The sequence below is a fragment of the Streptomyces sp. NPDC006450 genome (assembly GCF_040612195.1).
GTDB lineage: Bacteria > Actinomycetota > Actinomycetes > Streptomycetales > Streptomycetaceae > Streptomyces.
Window position 1 is genome coordinate 1 of record NZ_JBEXPT010000009.1, and the last position, 22,830, is coordinate 22,830.

General features: G+C 71.1%; 18 protein-coding genes. 5 read left to right on the forward strand and 13 right to left on the reverse strand.

Annotated features, from left to right (window positions below):
* Window positions 1-227: 227 nt before the first annotated feature.
* The 4 genes from ABZY57_RS05815 to ABZY57_RS05830 form a co-directional block, all read right to left on the reverse strand.
* Complete coding sequence (locus tag ABZY57_RS05815; protein WP_356508515.1) at window positions 228-449, reverse strand: hypothetical protein; 222 nt, start codon at window positions 447-449, stop codon at window positions 228-230.
* Between the two features lie 799 nt (window positions 450-1,248).
* Window positions 1,249-1,566, reverse strand: coding sequence for a hypothetical protein (locus ABZY57_RS05820; RefSeq protein ID WP_356508517.1), 318 nt, complete (start codon window positions 1,564-1,566; stop codon window positions 1,249-1,251).
* 169 nt (window positions 1,567-1,735) lie between these two features.
* Complete coding sequence (locus tag ABZY57_RS05825; protein WP_356508519.1) at window positions 1,736-2,131, reverse strand: DUF2267 domain-containing protein; 396 nt, start codon at window positions 2,129-2,131, stop codon at window positions 1,736-1,738.
* A gap of 98 nt (window positions 2,132-2,229) precedes the next feature.
* A complete protein-coding gene (locus ABZY57_RS05830) occupies window positions 2,230-2,664 on the reverse strand; it encodes an Hsp20/alpha crystallin family protein (protein ID WP_356508521.1) in 435 nt (144 codons plus the stop codon).
* A gap of 130 nt (window positions 2,665-2,794) precedes the next feature.
* Between ABZY57_RS05830 and ABZY57_RS05835 the strand changes: the two genes are divergently transcribed.
* Window positions 2,795-3,463, forward strand: a complete 669-nt coding sequence (locus ABZY57_RS05835; protein ID WP_356508523.1) for an HSP18 transcriptional regulator — start codon at window positions 2,795-2,797, stop codon at window positions 3,461-3,463.
* Window positions 3,464-3,519: 56 nt separating this feature from the next.
* Here the strand turns inward: ABZY57_RS05835 and ABZY57_RS05840 are convergent, their stop codons facing one another.
* Window positions 3,520-5,472: a SpoIIE family protein phosphatase gene (locus ABZY57_RS05840; protein ID WP_356508525.1), complete on the reverse strand. Its 1,953-nt coding sequence runs from the start codon at window positions 5,470-5,472 to the stop codon at window positions 3,520-3,522.
* A 741-nt stretch (window positions 5,473-6,213) separates the two neighbouring features.
* Window positions 6,214-6,984, reverse strand: a complete 771-nt coding sequence (locus tag ABZY57_RS05845; protein WP_356508527.1) for a 2OG-Fe dioxygenase family protein — start codon at window positions 6,982-6,984, stop codon at window positions 6,214-6,216.
* A 331-nt stretch (window positions 6,985-7,315) separates the two neighbouring features.
* On the opposite strand from ABZY57_RS05845, the gene ABZY57_RS05850 reads away from it, so the two are divergent.
* Window positions 7,316-8,593, forward strand: a complete 1,278-nt coding sequence (locus ABZY57_RS05850) for an Nramp family divalent metal transporter (RefSeq protein ID WP_356508529.1) — start codon at window positions 7,316-7,318, stop codon at window positions 8,591-8,593.
* Window positions 8,594-8,693: 100 nt separating this feature from the next.
* Here the strand turns inward: ABZY57_RS05850 and ABZY57_RS05855 are convergent, their stop codons facing one another.
* Together ABZY57_RS05855 and ABZY57_RS05860 are read right to left on the reverse strand one after the other, a co-directional pair.
* Window positions 8,694-9,173 (reverse strand): hypothetical protein, encoded by a 480-nt coding sequence (locus ABZY57_RS05855; protein WP_356508531.1) that lies wholly within the window; start codon window positions 9,171-9,173, stop codon window positions 8,694-8,696.
* Window positions 9,170-15,346: a DNRLRE domain-containing protein gene (locus ABZY57_RS05860; RefSeq protein WP_356508533.1), complete on the reverse strand. Its 6,177-nt coding sequence runs from the start codon at window positions 15,344-15,346 to the stop codon at window positions 9,170-9,172. Before ABZY57_RS05860 ends, ABZY57_RS05855 begins: the two co-directional genes overlap by 4 nt.
* A gap of 377 nt (window positions 15,347-15,723) precedes the next feature.
* On the opposite strand from ABZY57_RS05860, the gene ABZY57_RS05865 reads away from it, so the two are divergent.
* On the forward strand, window positions 15,724-16,356 hold the full coding sequence (locus ABZY57_RS05865) for a DUF2461 family protein (protein WP_356508535.1): 633 nt from the start codon (window positions 15,724-15,726) through the stop codon (window positions 16,354-16,356).
* A gap of 204 nt (window positions 16,357-16,560) precedes the next feature.
* Here ABZY57_RS05865 and ABZY57_RS05870 read toward each other — a convergent pair whose 3' ends face one another.
* Both ABZY57_RS05870 and ABZY57_RS05875 read right to left on the reverse strand, forming a co-directional pair.
* Window positions 16,561-16,689, reverse strand: coding sequence for a hypothetical protein (locus ABZY57_RS05870; RefSeq protein WP_356508537.1), 129 nt, complete (start codon window positions 16,687-16,689; stop codon window positions 16,561-16,563).
* Between the two features lie 223 nt (window positions 16,690-16,912).
* On the reverse strand, window positions 16,913-18,517 hold the full coding sequence (locus tag ABZY57_RS05875; protein ID WP_356508539.1) for a TROVE domain-containing protein: 1,605 nt from the start codon (window positions 18,515-18,517) through the stop codon (window positions 16,913-16,915).
* Window positions 18,518-19,049: 532 nt separating this feature from the next.
* Here ABZY57_RS05875 and ABZY57_RS05880 point away from each other — a divergent pair.
* A complete protein-coding gene (locus ABZY57_RS05880) occupies window positions 19,050-19,670 on the forward strand; it encodes a hypothetical protein (protein ID WP_356508541.1) in 621 nt (206 codons plus the stop codon).
* A gap of 59 nt (window positions 19,671-19,729) precedes the next feature.
* Here the strand turns inward: ABZY57_RS05880 and ABZY57_RS05885 are convergent, their stop codons facing one another.
* Window positions 19,730-20,191 (reverse strand): ATP-binding protein, encoded by a 462-nt coding sequence (locus ABZY57_RS05885; protein WP_356508543.1) that lies wholly within the window; start codon window positions 20,189-20,191, stop codon window positions 19,730-19,732.
* Window positions 20,192-20,352: 161 nt separating this feature from the next.
* On the opposite strand from ABZY57_RS05885, the gene ABZY57_RS05890 reads away from it, so the two are divergent.
* A complete protein-coding gene (locus tag ABZY57_RS05890; RefSeq protein WP_356508545.1) occupies window positions 20,353-20,808 on the forward strand; it encodes an RpiB/LacA/LacB family sugar-phosphate isomerase in 456 nt (151 codons plus the stop codon).
* Window positions 20,809-20,896: 88 nt separating this feature from the next.
* On the opposite strand, the gene ABZY57_RS05895 is transcribed toward ABZY57_RS05890, so the two are convergent.
* Window positions 20,897-21,799, reverse strand: a complete 903-nt coding sequence (locus tag ABZY57_RS05895) for a hypothetical protein (protein WP_356508546.1) — start codon at window positions 21,797-21,799, stop codon at window positions 20,897-20,899.
* Window positions 21,800-21,914: 115 nt separating this feature from the next.
* Window positions 21,915-22,544, reverse strand: coding sequence for a hypothetical protein (locus ABZY57_RS05900; RefSeq protein ID WP_356508548.1), 630 nt, complete (start codon window positions 22,542-22,544; stop codon window positions 21,915-21,917).
* Between the last annotated feature and the right edge of the window lie 286 nt (window positions 22,545-22,830).

Genomic DNA, 22,830 nt, shown 5'->3' on the forward strand with positions numbered 1-22,830 from the left:
CCGCGCGCGGGCCCGTCGGCCCTCCCCCCCCCCCCCCCCGGGGGGGGGGCGGGCCGGGCCCCCCTCGGCCCGCCCCCCCCCCCCCCACGCGTCCGCACGGTGTCGGCCCGACCCACTTCGACAGCGGCCATGGGACCGCCCGTTTGCGAGCCGGCGTAGTGGCACCGGGATGCCCGCTCGGGGTCGGGGCGGCCTTCCCGCCGAAGGTGAGGGGTCGGGGTGGAGGGCTACTTTTCGAGACCACCCGCGAGGGTGGAGACGAGGCCGCCCTGCGACGTCACGTCGCCGAGTTCGCCTGTTGCGAGAGCATCAGTGGGCAGGCCCGCCCCCAGGTCCTCAACGCTGGGCACAGCGCCCAGCGGGCTGTCAGCCGCCTGCGCCACACCGGTAACGGACAGGGCAGCACCAGCGAGGGCCACCGCGGCAACGACACGCTTCATTGTGTTCATGCCCTGCCAACGCCCCCAGCCCCATACAGTCACGCACAACACCGCCTCACCCCGCCCCAACTCCAAGACTGACGTGCACCATCGCCTGGGTGGGGCGTCCAACTGATGGAACCGGCTTGCCGTGTGGCACGACACCGACACGCCATCACGTGATCAGACCCGACTCCCCCACCTCACAGGGCTGTGGCCTCCGCTTCGCGGGCGGTTTCCTGCACCAGGCCAGCAGCCGGGACGTCGGACGCGGTGTGCAGCGGATTTGCCCCCGCCCTCAGGTAGGAGAACCGCCGGCACATCGGGCTCGGGCTGCGGCAGCGGAAGCGGCTGACACTCCGACTGGTCCTGGAGCTTGGGTACCACCAGGGCCTCGGCCCCTTGGTGGGGCTCGGACGTGGTTTACGTACGGAGCCCGCCCAGACCCAGGGGTGGTATCTGCCCCCGGGAGCGTGACGACGTTGCCGGGCCATGTCGCGTAAGTGCGTGCACGAGCACAGCAGGGGCAAACGCGTATACGAACGCATTCCACCCAAGGAGGCAGCAATGCAACCGCAGGGCGTTGTTCCGTCAGACAAAGGACACCAGCCGACCGACGAAACCATTCGCACCGCACGACCCGCACGGCTGACACAACCCATCCGGAGCCGGTCAGGCACCCAGCAGTCCACCGACGGCGAGTGGAACATCATCCGCGGCGAAGACTGACCCCCGGCAGAACACGCAGTAGACCTAGGCTGGGCTGCACCACGTACGCCGGGTGCGGCACGACGACACCTCGTGGGCCTGCTGCTCGACGTCCTTACGGTCAGCGCCTGGGCGCGCCCTCCCGCGAGGCCGGGCGACGGCTGGCAAGAGCTGCGGAACCGCCCTGCAAGCCCAGCGCGAGCAGCAGCGGCGCCACGAAGAGCGCCGCGAAGATGCCGGCGCTGCCCCCGACGGGCCTGAGATGCCCGAGCCCCACTGCCACGAGCACGGCCGCGCCGACGGCAACGGCCACTGCCATCGAGGGGGCGGACGCCCCTTCCAGGGACCAGCGCGCCCAGCCGTACATCACGAACCCGGCGACCACCACGAGCACGACCCCGGCATAGCGCGAGCCCGCGCGAATCTGCGTCTCCTCCATGAGCACCCCACCCCCGAACGGGGACGCGACGAGCATCCACTCGGTTGCCCGAGACCCCCACGCCGCCCCGACTGTTCCCATGTGAACAGTCGGGGCGGCGCGCTCGTCGCCGGTGACCCGGCGTCCGAGGGCATCGAGGACGGTGCGGACGGTGGTGGCGGGCGGGTGGTCAGGTGGGTGGGGGGTGGCCGAAGAAGAGGTCGTAGCCGGGCGGGAGTTGGAGCAGGATCTCTCGTGTGAGGTCGTCGCCGGCCGCGCCGGCCGCGGTGGACAGGACGGCTCCGATGTCCCAGAGGGCCGTCTTCTCGGTGGCGCCGTCGATCCAGGCCGCGGTGGCCCGGACGAAGCGTTCGGGTGAGAGCGGTTCGGCGGCCTGCAGGGGGTTGAGGAGGATGAGCGCGTAGGTCTCGGGGAGACGGGCGGCGAGCTCGGCTCGCACCGTGCCGACGAGGTGGGCGCCCAGCAGAGCCAGGACGACGCGGGATACCCGCTCGGCTTCCTCGCGCGTACGGTATTCGCCGCGTTCCTGGACGTGGGCCAGGAATGCCTCCGGGCGCATCGGCATCACGTCGCCTCCAAGGGAGGAGTAAAGGGAAAGGCGGGCGCGGAGGACGGGTGCCGGAGGTGGTCGTCCCCCGTCCTCCGCAGCTGGTGCCGGCTCGTTCAGCTGGAGATCTGCTTGTGCCCGTCGGTGCGGCCGATGCTGATCTTGCGGGGCTTGGCGCGCTCGGCGATGGGGATCCGCAGGGTCAGGACACCCGCGTCGTAGTCGGCTTCGATGCGCTCGGTGTCGAGGGTGTCGGCCAGCATGACCTGGCGGGAGAACACGCCGAGGGGCCGCTCGGAGAGCTCCATCTGGACGCCGTCGCCCTTGCCCGTGGGCCGGCGCTCGGCCTTCACGGTCAGCATGTTCCGCTCGACGTCGATGTCGATCGCGTCCGTGCTCACGCCGGGGAGATCGAAAGCGATCACGTACTCCTCGCCCTGGCGGTAGGCGTCCATCGGCATCACGGACGGCTTCGACCAGGTACCCGACGTACCGGACAGCTGCTGGACGATCCGGTCCATCTCGCGGAACGGGTCAGTGCGCATCAACATCGCGAAACACCTCCAGTTGGTTCGGGCAGAAAGCTGCCAATGCGCTTCAACGTGCTTCCGTTGTAACATGTCATCGAAACGATGACAAGCAAGGCGTCATCTGGAGGATGACAACCCAACGGAGAGTGTCATGGACGAGGCCGCCCCACCGACCGACCAGGTTTCCTTCCTCGCCGCGGCCGCGGCCCTGGAGACCATCAGCCGAGCCGTGAGCGCCGCGCAGCGACCACCTGCGCAGCAGACTGCTACCGCTCCGACGTCCGATCCGGACGGGGGGCCACACCCGGCTCTGGCCGCGCTGGTGATGCTGCGCGAGGTCCGTGAGCAGCTCGCGGGCTGGGAGAGCGGGCTCATCGAGGCCGCCCGCGATGCCGGGGCGAGCTGGGCCGACCTTGCCGGTCCCCTGGGAGTCGCGAGCCGTCAGGCCGCGGAACGCCGCTACCTGCGCCTGCGCCCCGGCACCGAGGGAAGCACCGGCGAGCAACGCGTCGAGGCCACGCGTGCCACCCGCGCGGCCGACCGCACGGTGACCGCCTGGGCCCGCGACAACGCGGCCGATCTGCGACGGCTCGCCGGCCAGGTCACCTCCCTCACCGGCCTGCCCGCCGGCGCCGAGGCCGCCGTCGGAGACCTCAACGTGGCCCTCGCCGACAGCGACGTCGCACGCCTCGTACGCCCCCTGGCCGACACCCGCGCCCACCTGCGGCCCGAGGACTCCGAGCTCGCCGCCCGCATCGACGCCGTGACCCGCCACACCGACCAGCTCCGCCGCAACACCCACGACCAGCGCAACACCTGACCCCTACGGCATCGGCGGGATGCCCGCCGCCATCGGGGTGGCGTCCTCCGGGGGCCTCAAGCCGCCGGCGACCGGCGCACGACCAGGACGGCCCGGTCGTCGTCGTGCCGTGTGGCACGGGCGCAGTTCATCAAGGCGTCCGCGACCTCCTGCACCGGCGCGCCGCGGGATTCGTCCAGGGTCCGGCAGACCAGGGCCATGCCGTCGTCGAGACTGAGCCGTGGCCCTTCCACCAGCCCATCGGTGAACAGGGCCAGCACGTCGCCCTCCCCCAGGCGACTGTGCGTCAGCGGGTACCTCGTACCGTGCTGCACGCCCAGTGGAAGCCCGCCGGGGGTTTCCGGCGCCGAGGTTCCCCTGCTTCCACAGAGAGCCGGCGGTACGTGGCCCGCCCGGGCCGAAACCACCCGGCCGAGCGGATCGAGGACTGCGTAGAGGCAGGTCGCGAAGCCGGCGGCGCCCATCTGGAGCATGAGCTCGTTCGTCCGTTCCAGGACGCGGTCCGGCGAGGGATCCTCCCAGGCGTACGCGTGCATGGCGGTGCGGACCTGTCCCATCAGCGCGGCCGCCTGGATGTTGTGGCCCTGGACGTCACCGATGATGCAGGCGACGCCGCCGTCCGGCAGGGCGATCACGTCGTACCAGTCACCGCCCACCTCCAACCCCTCGTTGGCCGGCAGGTAGCGGGCCGCGATCTCGAAGCCTTCGACGGGAGGCAGCACGGCGGGGAGCATGTCCCGCTGGAGCGCCCCGGCCAGCTCCAGGCGGGCCGTGCTCAGGCGGATGCGCTCCCAGGCCTGCCCTGCCAGCTCGGCGATCACTCCGAGGAGGGTGCTCTCCTGTTCCGAGGAGCGGTGGGGGGCGTCGTAGGTGATGACCCAGCCGCCGAGGGGCCTGCCGCGTTCGGCGGCGAAGGGCACCATCAGGAAGGATTGCGCGGTCGTCGCGTCCAGCAGGCCGTGGGCCTCCGGCCATGCGGCGCGGTAGGCCTCCCGCGAACTGATGACTTCGGTGCAGCCTGTGCGGATGGCACGGGCCAGGGGCTTCGGGGCGTCCAGCCTCATGCCGTGCAGGGAACGTGCCATGGCGGGGTCGATGCGCTCGCCGAACGTGACCCGCAGCCGCTCGTTCTCGACGAAGGCGAGCAGCGTGCCCGTTCCGGCGAAGGCCGGTGCCACCTTGTGGAGGATGGCGTCGGTGAGTTCCTCCTCCGTCTTGGCCGCGACGAATGCCGCGGCGAGGTCCCGTACCAGCCGGCTCTGCCGGGTGTGCTCGCGGGCGACGGCGGCTTCGTGCTCGACGGCTGACGTGCGGTCGGAGGTGGATCCGACGATCCGGCGCGTACCGCCGAAGCCGATACGCATGATGCGGGCAACCGAACGCAGCGAGCGGTATCCGCCCTTCCCGTCGGGGTGGCGGAAGCAGATGTTCACCACTTCGCACTCGCCCCGGCGCAGCGCCCAGAAGGCGTCCTCGACGTGAGGCGCGTCATCCGGGTGCAGCTGGTCCAGCACCTTGCGCAGGGGAAGGTCCCCGGGACTGTGGTGTCCGTTGTATTCCAGTGCGTTCTCGACCCACCAGAACCGGTCGTGCTCCTCGTCGTACGCCCAGACCGACTCGCCCCGCAGCGCTGCCATGGCATGCAGCGTCGCCCAGCTCTCCCACTCGTCGGCGCAGGAGGAGCCTTCGAGTTGCAGCACGGCGGCCGGCCGGCCGTCGGGGCCGTCGGCCGGCCAGGCGGACACCAGGCACAGCACCGCCTCGCTCCCGCCCCCCATCAGCAGCGGGCTCCGGGTCACCGGTGGATCCAGCGGGTCCAGCCGGTCCGCCGGGCGCGACAGGGCGACGTCGAGGAGGAGTCGGGTGACGGACCCGGCGTGGCCGGAGGGGGCGAGTGCGGAGAGGGGGAGCCCCACCAACTCGACCGGCTCCCTGCCGAGCAGGGAAGCCGCACGGGCATCCGCGTCGAGGATCGGCCCGGTCCCCCGGGAACCGTCCGAGAGGTCCACCAGGATGTGCGCGGCGCCGCCCCCGGCGTGAGTGGGGGGAGCTGGTACTGCTGACCGAAGGTGCATCTCGCGCGGTCCCCTCCGTGTCGACGGCAAGACTCTCCAGTCAAGCGGAGGGGAGGAAGCGCGCCCAGCGACCTTGGGCCTGTCCCTCGAAGCCGAACGTCCCGTACGGAACGGACCGAAGGCCCCAGCACCGAAACGGCACGGGAGCCGGTGGAGGACGGCACTGGCTTCGATTGCGACGATCGGCGACCAGGGATGCTCGAGGTCCGGGGCCTGTCCCGTCGCAGCGCTTCAACAGCTCGCCAGTCGAAAGGCGTTCGTCCAGTCGATCGCCACGTTCGTCACGGCGCTCCCGTGATGGCGATGATGGCCGATCGGGCCACCGGCCGCCGCCGCGCCATCACCCCGGGCCGGCTGCGTCGAGCGCCGCCCGCGAGCGGGACAACCGTGCACTGTGTCCCGCAGGGGGCGTCATATCCGTTCCCGCCCGGTTCCTTCGGCTGCTTCTGAGTATCCGCAGGGTCACGTAGCGTCCGGAATCTCTTGATCCGGTTCCGTGCCCTGCCGCTCGACGAGGACTCGTGATCGACCATGCCCACGCACCAATCGCCCTGCTCCTGAGGCGAATCACCCGCGAAGAGCTATCTCGAATAGCGGAGGGGGGACGCTCCCTTGAGATTCCGGCTCAGCCGCTCGAGCCACACCACCTGAACCCGCGGCCGGGTGGTGCCGGTGTCACAGCTGGGGGATGTACGGGGCGAGGCCGACGATGAGGACGGACCGTTCACCCGGCCCCGGCTCGGGGCCTGTGCGAACCGGGCCCACGTAGTGGCTCACCCGGTGGTCGTGGACGGCGTAGCCGACCAGCGGGTCGGTGAGGGTGAAACTGGCGTGGATGTCCGCCCAGGGGTCCTCGGGCTGCAGGCCGGCGCTGCCCGGTGTGGCGATGACGTTCTGCCCACCCGTGACGTTGGTACGGCTGATCAGGTGGGCGAAAGTGAACGTGCTGCTCGAACCGCCGTCCTGGTGCAAGCAGTCCGGGGAGGAGACGGCGTCCTGGCCCGAGCGGTCGACGCCGAGCTTGATCAGGTGGACCCCGACCCACAAGGGCCGTCGGCTCAGGTCCTTCAGGGACAGGACCTGTTCGATGTCCCAGTGCAGGAGCCGCAGCAGCAGGGCATTGCCGCGCAGCGCCTCGGGGATGGCGGGCAGCACGCGGCGCTTTCGCGGGTGTTCGGGGTCGTCTTCGCCCTGGGAAAAGTTGGTGACCGTACCGTGTACGGGGTCGGGGGTTCCGGGGATCCAGGACAGTTCGTCCTTCCACGGCAGGTACACGGCATGGGAATAGCGGCGGAACCGGTTCGTTCCCGGAGCGTACGGGTCGGGCGGCAGAGCCGCGAAGACCTCCCGGATCCGGGTCAGGTCCCTCGCCGTGGAGTCACCCGGGACGATACCGAGCTGCTCGGCGCCGTAGCGGGCGAACCCCCGCTCGCGCAGACCGGCCACTCCTGTGCCATGACCGCCCGCATCAGGTCGCGGCCGCTGCCGGGGCTCGGCATGTCCCACACGTTCCTCCAACAGGTCACCACCGCGGCCATCGTGCCGGCGGCCCGTGCCGACCTTACGCACACCTCCCCCTCTTCCCCCTCACCCGCCCCTCCCCGACAACAGAACCCACGTGACCACACCCTTCGAGTACCGGGCCCTGACCGCGTCCCCAGCGGCTAGCCCGTTCGGGCCGTGTGGAGCCCTCTGCGTAGAGGGCCTCTTGCGCGACCGCCACCGAACCGTTTTGGTGACTTCCGTCACTCACGGGGCGAACGGGAAGGCGGCCACGATGGCGGACACCAGTCAGGCCAGCGCGACGGGGAGCGAGAACCTCGCTCCGCGCAAAGCGAGTTGGCGATCCATCGGCCCCGGAATCGTCGTGGCGGCGACCGGTGTCGGGGCCGGCGACCTCGTGGCCACGCTCATCGCGGGCAGCAAGTTCGGCTACACGCTGCTGTGGGCCGCGGTCATCGGTTGCCTTGTGAAGATCTCGCTCGCCGAGGCGGCCGGCCGCTGGCACCTCGCCACCGGCCGCACCCTCTTCGACGGCTGGCGCAGCCTCGGCTCCTGGACCACCGTCTACTTCGCGGGGTACGTCGTCGTCTGGGGCTTCGTCTACGGGGCCGCCGCGATGTCCTCCAGCGCGCTCCCGCTGGCCGCGCTCTTCCCGGACACGATGGACCTGAAGCTCTGGGCCGTGCTGTGCGGTCTGGCCGGGCTGGTCTTCGTCTGGTTCAACCGGTACGCCGTCTTCGAGAAGGTCATGACGGTCCTGGTCGGCGTGATGTTCCTGATCACCGTGTATCTCGCGGTCCGCGTCACGCCCCGCCTCGACGCCGCCCTCGCCGGCCTGGTGCCCGTACTGCCGGACGGATCGCTGGTCTACACGCTCGGCCTGATCGGCGGGGTGGGCGGCACGATCACGCTCGCCGCGTACGGCTACTGGGTCAACGCGAAGGGCTGGACGAACACGAGTTGGATCAAGGTGATGCGGCTCGACAACCGCGTCGCCTACCTCACCACCGGCATCTTCGTGGTGGCCATGCTCATCGTCGGGGCCGAGCTGCTGCACTCGTCCGGCGTGGCGCTGACCAAGGGCGACAAAGGCCTGCTCGATCTGAGTGCCGTTCTCGAGGAACACTACGGAAGGGCGACCGCCCAGCTCTTCCTGGTCGGGTTCTTCGCCACGTCCTTCACCTCGCTGATCGGCGTGTGGCACGGAGTGAGCCTGATGTTCGCCGACTTCGCCACGAAGTTCCGGCCGTCCCTCGTCCCTGCCGGAACGGACCCGGCGAAATCCCTGCCCTTCCGGATCTATCTGCTCTGGCTCACCTTCCCGCCCATCAGCCTGCTCTTCCTGGACCAGCCCTTCGGGCTCGTCATCGTGTACGGAGTGATCGGCGCGCTCTTCATGCCCTTCCTGGCCCTGACGCTGCTCTGGCTGCTCAACTCCTCGCGCACACCCTCCCACTGGCGCAACGGTCTGCTGAGCAACGTGATGCTGGGGGCCGCCGGTCTGTTGTTCGTGGTGCTGTGCGTCCAGCAACTGTGGGAGCTGCTCCGGTAGCGGCCGCCGCGGTACCCGACGACGCTGCCCCCGGCCGAATCCTCTCGGCCGGGGGCAGCGGGTCGTGCGTGCGCATCCGCTGAGGGCGCGGTCGCGGCGCCTACGGGTCCTGCGGGCCGGCGTCCAGAGCACCGACGGTGTAGGTGTCGTAGACGTCGAGGAGGTCCTCCTCGGCGTCCAGCAGGATCTCCGGCGGCATCCGGCACACCAGCGCCGTGAGCCGCACCAGGGCGGTCAGCCCCGGGACGGCCGCATCGCCGGCCAACGGCCGGGCCTGAGGCCACTCGTCCGCCAGCTGCCGCAGGCAGGCGCGCCGCGCCCGGTCCTCCGCCGTGCCGGGACGATCGTCCGACACGTGCCAGAGGCCTTCGGTGGGAATCGGCCGGCAGGCCCGCACCACGCGTCTGCGCAGTCCGGGATCCGCCCCCTCCCACGATGCCGGGTGGACGAGACCGCCCAGGGCGGCGGAGGCCAGGGCCTCCGCCTCGGCCAGCCGGTCCGGCGCGAACCCGACCGCGGTGAGACCGAAGGGCGGCTCACCGTGCCAGTCGAGCACGCACACGACCTGAGGGCGGATCATCCGACGCACATCTCCGTACGCCCCTCGAGATAGCGGGTGTCGTAGTTGCGCACGGTCGAGCGGATCTTGGTGCCCGAACCGTTGGGACCGCTGGCGATCATGAATTCACCCACACCCACGTAGTAGTGGCAGGCGCCCTTCGGACCCCAGTTGGCCACGGCACGCGCCTTGTACTTGTTGTTGCCGGATTCGTAACCGGTGGTTCCGATCTTCTCCCATCCGTACCAGCGGGACCGGTAGAGCGTCGCCCGGATCGAGAAGCTGGGAACCTTCCTCTTGCACTTCAGGTCCGCGTGCACGTTGACCCGGTTGTTGTTCGTGTGCGATTTGTGCGGACGGTCCACGAAGGCACCGCAGCCCCAGCGGTTGGCACCGTACTCGCCGCTCAGGTCGGTGCAGTTGACGCTGTCCGCCGTGCAGTACTCGTACGAGTTGGCGTTGCCGCCGTACACCGGGTCGACGGACAGGAACCGGCCGGTCGCGGGGTCGTACTGGCGTACGCCCATCAGGATGACGCCGGCCGGCGTGTCGGAGGCGCGCTGGTAGGCGGCCAGCCAGTTGTAGCGCGCGGTCGCGGTACCGGCGCGGACGTTGCCGAACTCGTCGGTGTCCGCCACCGAGAGGGGCTTCTGCGGATCCAGCGGCATCGCGACACCGGCGTCGCCGTGCAGGTCGGTGAACTGGAGGACGACGTCCCCGGCGGTTCCGGTCACCGCGGCCAGCTCGCCCGACAGCGAGGGGACGTTGCGCGTCCGCAGGTTCGCGGCGGTGTCCTCCACCGTCCACGACGGGCTGTCCGACGCGTCCCGGTAGTGGTTCACCGAGCCCACCGAGGTCAGGACCGCGCCCTGCGCGTCGAGGGTGTCGGCCGTCCACGACGCGAGCCGGCCCTGGGCGTCCAGCTCCCAGGTCTGGCGGCGCTCACCGGCCGTCTGCGAGCGGACCAGGTCGTTCGCGTAGTAGCCGAACGTGCTGCCCGGCTTCGTGAGCGTGCGGCCGAACACGTCGTACGTGATGCCCGCACCGGTCATCCGGTCCGCCGCGTCGTACGTGTAGTCCGTCGTGCTCTGGACCGGGCCACCGCCCCCGTCCCCGTCCCGCGTGGAGACGAGCTTCGTGCGGTTGGCGTTGGCGTCGAAGGTGTACGTGCGGTGCTGCTGCCCGTACGCCCCGGACTCCTCGACGTCGGTGAGGCGGCCCGTACGGTCGTAGCCGAACCGCTGGCCGTTGCCCGCGCCGGCGACGCGGGTGCCGGAGCTCGCCTGGCCGTGCACCGTGGGCACGGCGACGTCGGTGAGGACGGCGGCACCGTCCGCGTCACGGGTGTAGACGCGGGAGGTGGTGAAGCCGGTCTCGTCCTTGACGGTGGCGAGCGTGTATCCGCCCGGCAGCGTCTCGCCGGACACCTCGCCCGAGGCGTCGTACGAGGCCCCGAAGGTACCGGCGGCCGAGTCCGTCATCGATGTGGGCAGCCCGCGCGGCTCCTTGTCCGTGTCGTACGCGTAGGTCACGGTCGAGGGCGCGGAGTCGGACACCTTCACCGCCCGGCCCAGCGTGTCGAACTCGGTCGTGGTGACGTTGCCCGCGCCGTCGTCGTAGCTCACGAGCCGGCCGAGGTCGTCGTAGGAGTACGCGACCGTCTTGCCGCCCGCGGCGACGGTGGCCGGCTTGCCGCTGACCGGGTCGTACGTGCGGACCGTCTCGGGGACCGCGGTGCCGAGGCCGCCGGTGACCGACGTGCGGGTGACGCGGCCGACGTTGTCACGGGTGACCGCGGTGGTGCGGGTCGTGGATCCCGCCTTCTCCGTGGTCTTCGCGACCTGGCCGAACGCGTCGTACTCGTACACCGACGTGGTGCCCGAGGAGGCGTCGGCCGGGCCCACGGAGCAGACCAGGTCGGCCCACTCGGGACGGCCCGCACACTGGCCCGTGCCGCCCGCGGTGTAGTACGACGTGACCCGGGTGCCGGCGGCCCCGCCCCTGGGCAGGACGGTCGAGGTGACCCGGCCCTGCGCGTCGTAGGCGGTGCTGGTGACGAGGTTCAGGCCGGCGGGGTCCTCGGCCGTGGTCAGGGGCAGACCCTTGGCCCAGTCGTACGTGGACTTGGTGACGCGCGTGTCGAGGTCGCCGGAGCGTCCCGGCACCGCGGCGCCGACCGTGACCGTCGTGGCCCGGCCGCTCACCGCGGCATCGGACGGACGGCCCTCGTCGTACAGGCTCGCGGAGTGCAGCCGCGCCGGAACCTCGGTGCCGGCGGGCAGATCGGCCGCGCCCTGCTGGAGCTCCACGACGTGCAGCGGCCCGTAGGAGTGCAGCTCGCGCAGACCGTCCGCGCTGTACTCGGCCGTCTCCGCCAGGAGCGCGGCACGCTCCGCCGTGCCCACGTCCTCGATGCCCAGACGGGCCAGCTGCTCCAGGCCCGCACCGCTGGTGGCCAGTGCCAGGTCGCGGTTGGCTGAGGAGAGGGCGTACACGACGGCGCCATCGGCGTTGTAGCCGGTGGTGGAGATGCGGCCGCCGGGGGTCGCGGTGTTGACCTCGCGGCCGGACGCGTTGACGTAGCTGACCGTCGCACGCTTGTAGCCGGCCGCGGTCAGCGCGTCGCCGTCGTGCCCGGCGGGCACGGCGTCCGGCGGGAAGACGGCGGTCGCGTCCGTCGGGGCGTCGCTCTGGCCCCACACCGCCACGTCCGCCGGGCCCAGCTTGTAGGGCGCATTGGTACCGGTCAGCGGGACGTCGTACACCATCGAGGTGGCGATCGAACCGCCGCTGGTCTCCGTCTTCGACCCTTGCTTGAGGGAAGGGCGGGAGGCCTTCAGCAGCATGCCCTCGCCCGCGGTGGCGGCGTCGCCGGCCTTGCCGTAGGTGAAGGTCCACGGCAGCTCGGTACCCGGCATCATCCAGAACACCCGGTTGGCCGAGTCGTACGAGTACTGCACCTGCGTGGCCTGCGACAGGCTCGGGTCCCACTGCTGGCGCAGCCGGCCGTCCTTGTCGTAGCGGTACACGGACACGGAGCGCGCCGTGGCCGCGGTCGCCCCGGGGGCGGTGGACCAGTGCTTGATCTCCCGGACCTGGCCCGCGAAGTCTCCGAAATCGGCGGCCGTGCTGTAGCCGGTGGCCGTGGTGGCCGTCGCGTAGACGAACTCCAGACGTTCGCAGCCGGCGGTGGCGGGGTTCGCCTCGCAGGCCGCGGCCGTAGCGGCGGTGCTGGGTGCGATCAGGTACTTCGGGCGGGCCAGGACCTTGCCGTCGACGGTGACCTTCTCCGACACCACACGGGTCGTGGAGTTGTCGGTGGGCAGGGCGGTCGAGGCGACCTGCCAGCTTTCCGCCGCCGGGTCGACCTTGGCGAAGGCGGTGACGACGCCCTCGTCGTCCTTCAGGGTGAAGGAGCCGGTGAGCGAACCGGTGAGGGTCAGGTGCTCCGAGCCCTCCTCGGGCTTCCAGCCACCGCCGGAGGTGGCGGTGAAGCCGACGGCCCCGTCGGCGAGGACGACCTCGACCGAGGTCGGCGAGGTCTTGCGCAGACCGGTGTACGAGGACTGGGTGATCTCGGCGTAGACGCCGGACACCCACTCGGGGCCGAAGATCTTCACCTGTCCGTCGTCCTCGGGGTGGTCACCCCGGGAGAAGGCGGTACGGGTCACCGAGGTGCCCGCGCCGGACGCGTCGGTGGCGTCCAGAGTGAAGTCACCGGTGAGGCTGTTGACGGAGCCCGGCCCCACGGGGAGCTCCGGGGAGGCTCCTGCGGCGCGGTCGACGGTCACGGAGACCCCGGGCGAGGCCTCGGTGGCCGAGCCGGCGGTGAACACGGCCCGTACGTCGACGGGTCCGTCCTCGGCGAGCGTCTTGGTGATGTCCCAGGTCAGCGGAGCGGGCTTGCCGCCGCTGACGGACACCGGCCAGGAGCCCGGCGCGGCGCCCGTGGAGTTGACGCGCACGTCGGCGACGGGCACGTCCTTCCACGCGTCGGTCTCGCCGCGGCGGTACTGGTAGCGGACACCGGTGTACGAGGTGTCGCCCTGGGCCATCAGGCCGGCACGGCGGGCCGGACGCTCGCCGTCGGACGGGGCGGTGATGGCCGCTCCCTTGCCGGCGTTGAAGGAGTACACCGTGTCGCCGGACACGTTGCCGGCCGCGTCGCGGGTGTGGGCGGTGACGGCGTGCGCGCCGGCCTTGAAGGCGAGCACGGCGCTGACGGGGGTGCCTGCGGTGGCCGCGGTGACCCATGCGCCGCCGTCCAGCTTGTACTGGATGTCCTTCACGTCCGAGGCGGGCGGGGTGAAGGTGAAGGTGCCGGAGAAGTTCCCGTTCCCGTCAGGGGTGCCGGACCACGCGCCGGCCGGGAAGGCGCTCGAACCGACCGCGGTGACGCCCGGCTTCGCCGTGTCGACGGTGAAGTTCTGCCAGGCCGACCAGGTGCCGTTCCAGGCGGAGCCGTCGTACACGGCCGCGCGCCACTTGTAGGCGCCCGGGGCGAGCGGGGTGCCGGTGGTCCAGGGAGCGGCCGCGCCCGAGGCGGCGAAGGTGGACTTCCCCGTCTGCAGTGCGGCCGTGCCGGCGGCGGTCCAGATCTCGTAGCTGAGCTGGACGGTGTTGCCGTCGGCGTCGGTGGCCTTGCCCGTCAGCGTCGGCGTCGTGTCGGCCGTGGCCGTGCCGGACAGCGGGGAGACGGGGGCGGCCGCACCCGGCTTGGTGTTGTAGCTGACGGTCAGCGACGGTTCGAGAGCGGCGTTGTGCGATCCGTCGGTCTGGTTCGCCGAGTGGTAACGGCGCCAGGTGAGGGGGTCCTTCTCGTCCACGGCGGCGATGCGCACACCGTGGTTCGGCTGGCCGTCCGCCCAGGCCTGGACGATGGCGTCGATGTCCCAGGAGACGTGCCCGGCCGGGCACGTGGTGGCGTTGTACCCCTTGGCGGCGGTGGAGGCGACGGCGCCGGTGGCGGTCGTCGCGGGCTGGTTGGCCCAGGTGATCGCGGAGGGGTCCCAGGCCGCGGTGACCCGCCGCACCTCGTTGCCGGCGCTGGCCGTCGAACAGGTCGAGGAGTACTTCGAGTACAGGCGCAGATCCGTGTCGAGGATCTGCTTCCCCTTGTACTTGTCGACGCTGAACTGCAGGAACGACCGGGCCTTCTCGGCGCCGTCGTACGTACCGGACTTGAGCTCGGTCGAACCGCGCTGGCTGGTCAGGTAGTCGTCGTACTGGATCCAGGTGTCGGTGACCGGGCCCATGAGCGAGTCGGTGGGATCGATCGTCACCGGGTACGTGAGCTTCGGGTCGTTCAGGAACTCCTGGCTCGGCTTGAGGACCAGTACCTGCCCCTTGCCGTTCTTGCCGGGTTCGACCTCGACCTCGACGGGCGCCATGTGCTCGGCGTCGCCCGAGGCCCGGTCGTAGGAGGAGTCCCACATGACCGGGGCCGGCGCGGTCGCCTTGGCCTGCTCGGACCTGTCGTTCCAGCGCAGCCGCTTGTCGGCCGTCTCGGTGAGCTTCAGCCCGCTCGCCTCGACCGGAATCCGGTACTCCACCGGACCCTTGGGAGCCTCGTGCAGCACGACCGAGTGGGAGAAACCTTCCTTCAGAGCGGTGACGACCAGGTCGCCACCGCCCTCGACGGCGTTCCTGTACGTCGCGGTCGAGCCCTTCAGCTCCGGCTGCGGGAGCTTGCCCTGCCAGCCGATGCCGAGCGAGTGCTGCCCGCGCCCCGCCTTGACCAGCGGCTCGCCCGTACCGCCGTCGGAGAGCGCGACATCGGCGGCGGCGGCCTTCGGGCGGATGGCGTCACCGGTGTCGACCAGGGTGGTGTCGACCTTCTGCCAGCGGCCCTGGGGGTCCTTGACGCGCACCGGACCGGTGAAGGACTCCACGCTGGTCAGGCCACCGGGCTCGGCGTACGTGGTGCTGGAGTCGGTGCGCTCGCCGGTGATCTCGATCCGCCGGTTCTGCAGCCGCGCCATCAGGAAGGCGGATGCGGCGTCCGCGGCCTCCGCGGGACCCTGTGCGGCGGGGGCGGCGGGTGCGGCCGCAGGCGCCGTTACGGGGACGGCGGCGGCCGGGCCGCTCAGCATCGACGCGGCGGTGATGACGGAGGCCGCTATCGCGGTCCGTCGTATCCACGCGGGCGGGGCCGCGTGGTGTCGGCCTGCGGGGACAGGCGACCGTTCTCTCATCTGGTTCAAAACTCCTCGGTAATAAAGCGATGAACCAGGAGAACCTAATGTCTCGTCGGCACGACCAACCGTGATCGTTCGGACAGAGCGGGTTGATTGGTTCAGGTTGTGATCAAACTGTGAGGGTTCCGTGTGCAGCCTTGCGGACCGTCTCCAGGGCTGTGGCTGCGGCCACGGCTCGATCGGGGCCGACGGGTCGGCGTAGCGGGCGAGTTCGAGGCGGTCGCGCGGGCCGGCACTCTGGAGCAGGTAGCCGAACAGAACAAGGCTTCAGGAACGGGCCCGGCCCTGGGCCTGAGCACAGGGCGGGAACGGCAACGGCAACGGCAACGGCAACGGGATCGGGATCGGGATCGGCGGTGAGCTAACCTGACCGGATGCGCGGAGAGTTCACCGGCTGGCCCGAGCAGGCCATGGACGTGTTGTGGCAGCTCCAGGGCGAACCGACCCACGCGACCCGCGAGCGCTGTCGCGCGGACCGCGAACGACTGGTCCGGCAGCCGATGATCGCCCTGCTCAACGAGGTCGCGGACACGGACCCCCGGTACGAGGACTTCTCCGTCTGGCACTACCGCACCAACTCCTGGTGGTGGCAGCACCAGAGCGCCGTGATCCGGCTCGACCGCAAGGTCGAGATCGGTCTCCGGTTCTCCGTGGACGGCCTGCGGATCCAGGGCGCCTGGTGGTATCCCGATCCCGGCCAGGTGGACAGGTTCCGCAGGGCCGTGGCCTCCGAGGGGAGCGGGCGCGAACTGGCCGCCATCGTCGAGGACGTGCGGAAGAAGGGCTACGAGATCTCCGGGGACGTGATGAAGCGTCCCCCGCGCGGCTATCCGACGAACCACTCCCGTACGGACCTGCTGCGCCACCGTTCCCTGATCGCCGCCCGCCCCCTCGGCTGCGAAGACTGGCTGCACACCCCCGAGGCGGTCGACCGGGTCCTCGCGGCCGCCGCCGACCTGGACGCCCTGCTGATGTGGCTGGTCCGCCACGTGAAGCACGCCTCCTGACCTCACGAGGGCGCGGCACGGGAGGAGGCCGACCGCCGGCATCACGGCGATGGTCGCCTGGACCGGGGTGTCTTGCGCCTGCCCGTCGCGTGCGTGATGGTGTGCCTGCTGGACAACTCCGGGGCAACCGTCGGGCTGGCACGCCCTTCAGCGCTTCCGCGACCGACTGGTCGGACCCTCGCAGTGATGCCCCGAGCCGCACCACTAGCTCTGCCCGGACACCATCTGGCAGGGCAGCAGGCCGTACACACCGGCCGGGACGTAGGTGCGACCGCTGCCCACTTTCTCCCAGTGACCACCCTCCACGACGCGGAAGAACGCCTCGTAGGACACGTTCAGGCCCTTCGTTCCCGTGTTGCGTCCTTGATGTACGCCGTGATGTCGCGCGTCGGGAATCTACCGACGGATCCCCGCTGGGCGCTGATGCAGCCGTTGACGGCCACACGGCCCGTCGACACGCCTGGGCCCCACGCCCGCTTGCGCGCCGGGCCGTGCAATCGGCGCGGGAGCACCGTGACCGCCCAGCACCGGCGCGTACGGGTCGAGGCGTCGCGGCCTAGGCCTGTGACGTCCATGGCCATCGGGCCTCGCGGCCGGCCTCGACGAGGCCGATCATCCGGAACCCGGCGTCCGTCAGGCCGCCGAAGGTGTGCCGGTTGGGGCCACCGGGGCCGTGGGCGGGCTGGTACCCCGCCAGGTTCCAGGTGTAGACCGGGACGTCCTCCGGGACCGGTTCCGCCGGACCGCGGCGCCCCAGGTGCGGGCCCGTCTGCTCGTCGGTGACGATCAGGACCCGCTCGTGGCCGCGGTAGTGGGCGCGTACCGCCTTGGCGGTGTCGGTGCCACCGAGGTTGTTGAACCGTTTGAGTACGTCGAGCACCGGCTCCCCGAACCGGAACGGCACCTGCGCGCTCGACCATCCGAACTCCACCAGGTCCGCCTCCTCGGCGCGCATCGCCAGCGCCGTGCCGAAAACGGCCGCGGCGTCCGCCCGGGTCAGGGTGGACCGCTCCGAGACGGTGTCGTAGAACATGGACCCCGACCGGTCCACCAGGATCAGCGTCCGGCCGGTCAGGGCCGGTACGTTGGCCAGCGAGTGGCTCAGCGCCACCTCCAGCCGCGCCGACCAGCGCGCCGCGGGTGCGTGGCGGTGGGCGGCCAGGTAGCGGAAGGGGAACTGCCGGGACCGGGCGACCTCCTCGGCGTCCGAGATCCGTGCGGCGACCGCTGCCGCCGCCTCGTCGGAGATCCCGGCCCCGTCGAAGTTGCGCAGGTTGCGCAGCAGCGCCATCGGTCCCATCGAGGGGATCACGGCTTCCCAGACGGCCGCGTCCATCGGTCCCTGGAGCCAGCCCGCCAGGGCCTCCCAGGTCATGCCCGCCGCCGCCAGCCGCTCGGCACCCTCCGGCCCGGTGACCAGGGCCCGCCGCTCGTCCGCGGGCAGTTCCATCAGGGTCCGGTGTGCGGTGAGCAGCCGGTCGCCGGGCGGCGGCGCCGCGTCCTCCGGGTGGTGCCGGCGGTCCAGGGCGTACCGGAACAGCTCCCCCTGCCAGGGTTTGGCCGGGTGGGGTGTGGCGTGGACGAGGTTGAGGACGTCGCCGAAGCGGAAGGCCTTGGACGCGGTGTCGTACTTCAGCAGGGAGCGGGAGGAGTACAGCCGCCGTACCGCGTCGGCGATGCCCCGCTTCACGGGCTGTGGGACGCTCCGCCCGTAGGCCGAGGTCCAGTGGGCGAGCAACTCGCCGGGTTCGTCGGCGCGCTGGAGCACGGAGTCGATGACGGACCGGTTGGACGGCCCCGCGCAGGACCCGGCGGCGAGCCGCGCCCTGACGTACGCGGCCGCACCGACCAGGGAGGCGGTACGCATGTTTCCTTCGCCCCGGAGCCACCGCAGTAGGCCGGCCGTCCATGTGGGGTCCTGGAGGGCGAGTTCACCCACGAGGCGGGTGTACCGCTCGTCGCGTTCGGGGCCGTTCTCGTAGGCGGTCTGCTGGGAGACGAAGTTCCCCACGGCGAGGAGGAAGAGCTCCTCGCGCGGCTCCCGGACGAAGCCGGGGCCGCCTTCGTAGGTGAGCGGGTCCGCCAGGGTGGGTTGATGGTGGGCCCGTTGACTTGGCACGGTACGGGCCGCCGCGGCGGAGATGTGCGGGGCCACGAGCATCTCGGACCATATCTTCGACGTGCGCGGGGTGTGGCGAGGCAGGGAATCCCCCCGGATCCAAGGGCAATGGGGAGCCCCGTCCGAGGCGTCCGACGGGGCGGAGCGCAGGGCGGGGCACAGGCGGCCGCGCCACCCCGAGATCAGAAGTGGCCGCGGCGTCACTTGGTTTCGGAAGGAAGTAGCCGCAGCCGAGCGCATCGGGGGACGCGGTCGCGCCGTCACATTAGGCAGGCCCGCGCACCGCGTGCCAGTCAATTAAATGCCCGGGTCTCCCGTCCGTCCGGCCCGGCCGACGTGACCAGGGCCGAGATCCGGAAGAGAGGGCCTTGCCGCGATCCGGGACCCGGCGCGTCGGCTCGGGTTCCCGCCGTCTGGGTGCCGCTCCGACTGCTGCGTGGCTGCCTGCCGAACCCGGCCCGCCCCGGCGTCCGGGCGACGTCAGGACCAGCCGGGTTTGATCCGCACGCAGCGCCTCCACGCCCCTATCGGATCGAAGCCTGTCGGTGGCTGGTGGCAGGATCGGAGTGTGCTGATGAGGGGATACGACGACGGCCCGTTGATTGCGGGCGAGTCACTGCTGGCCCGCCCGGGCTTCTGGTCGAACTACCTGATGGCGATGTGCGGCGATGGGTCGGGCACTACGCGTCCTCTTCCGGAGTGGTTCGGCGATGACGGCGCCGATACCGATGCCCTGTCCGAAATCCTCTTCGATCCCGACCGCTGGCCGGTGTTCCGGGTACCGGCTGACGACGGTCCCGGAGCTGTGGTGATCTTCCGCAACATGGTCGGCGAGTACGGCATCGACTACCTCCGCACTCATCCGGGCCGGAGCCACGCCCAGCGGATCGCCAGTTGGGAAGGAGACCTCTCGGGGACCGGGCTGACGTGGGAGGAACTGTTCCAGATCGCCGACGGTCCGTCGCCCGCGGCGGTCGAAGGTGTCGAACACACGGACGCCCGCCTCCTGCTGCTCCTTCCCCTCGTGACCGACTCGGACGTGCCGGAGTCAGCGGCGGCAAGGCTCAGCACGGCCCTGACTTCGGTTGGAGCGCCGCACGACACCGCCTTCAATACGGCGGAGCATCTGCTCGCCCACCTGACGAGAAGATCGCGCCACGATCCCACCTGGGGATCGCCGTTGAGCGGCAGCTAGGCCCAGCCGCTGGTCACCCCATGGGGACGCGGTCATCAGAAATGAGCGGCTGCGACCGATCACGAGCGGTCATCGAACAGGGGCGCGTCGAACAAGTCGAGCTCGCCCTGCGTAGGTGGCTCGAACTGGTCGTGGCAACTCCTCAGGAGTTCGGCCGTCAGCACGGCGGAGCCCGGCTCGTCGTTCCGCAGGGCGATGCGCCGCTCCAGTTCCTCGATCGGCACCTGGAGGTGGTGCAGTTCGACGGCAGCGCCCGCCGCGCGGGCCAGGAGCCGCTTCTCGTCACGCTCCGTCCGCTCCCAGAAGCCGTTCTCCAAGATCACGACGGCCCCTGCGGCCAACAGAGCCTGGGCGTGCTGCCAGAGACACCGCTCGACCCGCTCCCGAGCTTCGTTGTCGAAGAGATCGAGGCCCATCCCGGCAAGCCATTCGTCCGGACACAGACGCACAGCCGACAACTCCTGCACGAGCCTCTTGGCCAGCGTGGTCTTACCAGCACCTGGCAAACCGCACAGGAGCACCAGCCTTGGTCCCCGATTGACGACGACCGCCCCCTCTCGCCGAACCTGCAGGGATCATCGCTCATGCCACCACGAGGCGGAAGAGAGAATCGCCCGCCGCCCCGACGCCCATTCCGCGACTCGCGGCGACCGTCCGCTCTACGGCCGGTTAATCTCGGGGCATGCGGATCTCCGTTTCCTCGGACATGGACGAACCCGTGGCTCGCGCCCTCCTCGGGCAACTGCGCGACCGCGGACACGACGTGGTGGCGTACGGGGCACTGAGCCCCGGCGGCGATCCGCAGTGGGCAGCCTGCTCGGAGGCGGCCGCCCGCGAGGTCGCCGAGGGGAACGCCGACCAGGGCGTCGTGTGCTGCTGGACCGGCACGGGCGCGTCGATCGCCGCGAACAAGGTTCCCGGCGTACGCGCGGCACTGTGCACGGACGCCTACACGGCGGACGGTGCGCGCCGCTGGAACGACGCCAACGTTCTCGCGCTCAGCCTGCGCCTGACATCGGAACCGCTGCTCAAGGAGATCCTCGACGCATGGTTCGCCGCCGAGGCGAGCGCGGACGCCGAGGACCGGGAGAACATGGCGCGCCTCGCACGGCTCGACAAGACCAGAACCACACCCTGAACGACGTTCAGCCGGCTGCAGGTGATGTCCGGGCAAGGTCCGGTCGACTGGTTGATCACCTCGGCGACCACCCATGGCCCGATGCGCCTCACCCGTCGGCGCCGGTGAGCTTCTCGACCTTCCGTGTCGCCCGCTCCGCCCGCGCCCGCGCCTTCACCGCCTCTCCCCCGGCCTCCCGGTAGCGGGCAGCCGCGTCCGTCCTCGCCGCGCGTGCCGTCTCCAGCCGCTCCCTCGCGTCCCGCACCTCCTTCTCGGCCTCCGCCACGGCAGCGGCCGCACGGTCGACCAGATCCTGCGCGGTCGCCTGCGCCGCTTCCAGGCGCTCCGCCTCCCCCTCGGCCTCGGCCAACTCCGCGCGGGCCGCCTCCACCCGTTCGTGGCGGGCCCGCGCTGCGGCAGCGGCGCCCGCGTCCGGTGCCGGTGCCGGCTCAGGGGGCGGAACGGGATCCGCCCGGTCACCGGCGGGAGCGGCCGGCCGTTCCCGCTGCGGTGGGGCCGCGCCGGGCAGGGGTTCCAGGCCCGTGAACCCCGACACCGCCTCCGGGGCCTTCGCCAGCCGACCCGCCTTCCACCGCTCGGCGACCTCAGCGTCGGCGAGGACCGCGTGGAGGATCTGCTCGACCTCGTGCAGCACCGGCTCGCTCACCGCCTGACCGGCCTCGACGGCCAGAGCACTCGCCGTACGCGCGAGCTCGCCGATCACCACATGCTGATCATGCGACAGCTTCCTTAGCTGCCCGGCGTCCAGCGTCCGGTGCGCGGTGCGCAGCGCCTCGCCGAGCTGGATCAGACCCTGAGCCTCGTCCGGGCGGCGACGTGCCAGCAGGCCGGCCGTCCACGCCGCGACCGTCGGCTTCCGCAACCCGGCGATGCCGGCGGCGAGCTGCTTGTCGCCGGCCTCGCGGGCCTCGGCCACGTACGCGTCCCGGGCCGCGGTGAACTCCGACGGCTTCAGCTCGGACAATTCCCACACCACCGACTCCACGTCCATGACCGGAAGTGTCCCGCCCGCCCCACCCGAGCGGCGGGCACCCTGCAGGACACCGCGCGTCGCCGCCCCGCGCGGAGCAGTTCCGCGGACGGGCGGAGTGGGGTGGACGGGGCGGTCAGTGTTCGATGTCGGCGCGCATGGCGGCGAAGAGCCGGGCGGCGTCGGCCGGGGTGGTGTGGGGGAAGAGTGCGACGGCGGCTGTGGTCGTGTCGGACCAGCCGCAGATGACATCGGTGGCGTTGGTGGATTCCGGCAGGCTGAGGCACTCGAGGGAGCCGCCGAACGGACCGGGCTCGTACGGCTTGGCGGTAGTGGGAGTACCGGTGGAGCCGTTCTGCAGCGCGTAGTCGATGAGGCCGCGCCAAAGGTGCTCGCGTCGCTTGTTCGGGTCCTCGGGGACGCTGTCGACGCCGACGAAGAGGATGCGGCGGCCGGAGGTCTGCCCGGCCCGGTTGTAGTCGTCGACCACCAGGTGCATGCCGTCACGCATCTCCCCCGGGTCGACCGGGACGTCGGAGACCGCGCCGGCACCGGTGGCCTTGGTGAGACCGCCGGCGGTGGCGGTCTCGGCCAGCGTGCGCTTGCCGGAACCGGTAGGAGAGGTGGAGAGGGAGGACCTTTCGGGCGCGGCTTCAGGGGAGGAGGCGGCGGGAGGGATTTCGGCTGCGGGGTCGCAGGCGGTCAGCGTCAGCGTGGCCGCGAGGGCGATCGTGGCGAGGAGGGTGCGGGGACCAAGGATGGGCATGGCTGAATCTCCCGGGGTGTGGTGGTCCTGGGCTGCTGGCCCAATGGCCGCAGGCTAGTGGCCGGCTGGGCGGGCCTGTGCCCCGAGGCCAGTTCCCTTACAGCACCGGGACATGGTGGTGACGTAAGCGCCTGGTGTTGGCGGGCACGGTGGTTCGAGTGGGGGTTTCCGGCCCCGGCGCTCAGCGGGGTCGAGCAGGAGTTCCTGCACGAACGGACCCTGATCGAGCCAAGCACCTCGGTGGGACCTGACCAGCAGCTACCGGCTCGGCGTACCGGTCCTGGAC

What these genes read in the sequence shown, in the direction of transcription:
- ABZY57_RS05895 (WP_356508546.1), bottom strand. Translation starts at nt 21,799, where the DNA reads ATGGACGTGGAGTCGGTGGTGTGGGAATTGTCCGAGCTGAAGCCGTCG.
- ABZY57_RS05890 (WP_356508545.1), top strand. Translation starts at nt 20,353, where the DNA reads ATGCGGATCTCCGTTTCCTCGGACATGGACGAACCCGTGGCTCGCGCC.
- ABZY57_RS05860 (WP_356508533.1), bottom strand. Translation starts at nt 15,346, where the DNA reads ATGAGAGAACGGTCGCCTGTCCCCGCAGGCCGACACCACGCGGCCCCG.
- ABZY57_RS05830 (WP_356508521.1), bottom strand. Translation starts at nt 2,664, where the DNA reads ATGTTGATGCGCACTGACCCGTTCCGCGAGATGGACCGGATCGTCCAG.
- ABZY57_RS05825 (WP_356508519.1), bottom strand. Translation starts at nt 2,131, where the DNA reads ATGCCGATGCGCCCGGAGGCATTCCTGGCCCACGTCCAGGAACGCGGC.
- ABZY57_RS05820 (WP_356508517.1), bottom strand. Translation starts at nt 1,566, where the DNA reads ATGGAGGAGACGCAGATTCGCGCGGGCTCGCGCTATGCCGGGGTCGTG.
- ABZY57_RS05850 (WP_356508529.1), top strand. Translation starts at nt 7,316, where the DNA reads ATGGCGGACACCAGTCAGGCCAGCGCGACGGGGAGCGAGAACCTCGCT.
- ABZY57_RS05875 (WP_356508539.1), bottom strand. Translation starts at nt 18,517, where the DNA reads ATGCTCGTGGCCCCGCACATCTCCGCCGCGGCGGCCCGTACCGTGCCA.
- ABZY57_RS05835 (WP_356508523.1), top strand. Translation starts at nt 2,795, where the DNA reads ATGGACGAGGCCGCCCCACCGACCGACCAGGTTTCCTTCCTCGCCGCG.
- ABZY57_RS05880 (WP_356508541.1), top strand. Translation starts at nt 19,050, where the DNA reads ATGAGGGGATACGACGACGGCCCGTTGATTGCGGGCGAGTCACTGCTG.
- ABZY57_RS05855 (WP_356508531.1), bottom strand. Translation starts at nt 9,173, where the DNA reads ATGATCCGCCCTCAGGTCGTGTGCGTGCTCGACTGGCACGGTGAGCCG.
- ABZY57_RS05815 (WP_356508515.1), bottom strand. Translation starts at nt 449, where the DNA reads ATGAACACAATGAAGCGTGTCGTTGCCGCGGTGGCCCTCGCTGGTGCT.
- ABZY57_RS05900 (WP_356508548.1), bottom strand. Translation starts at nt 22,544, where the DNA reads ATGCCCATCCTTGGTCCCCGCACCCTCCTCGCCACGATCGCCCTCGCG.
- ABZY57_RS05865 (WP_356508535.1), top strand. Translation starts at nt 15,724, where the DNA reads ATGCGCGGAGAGTTCACCGGCTGGCCCGAGCAGGCCATGGACGTGTTG.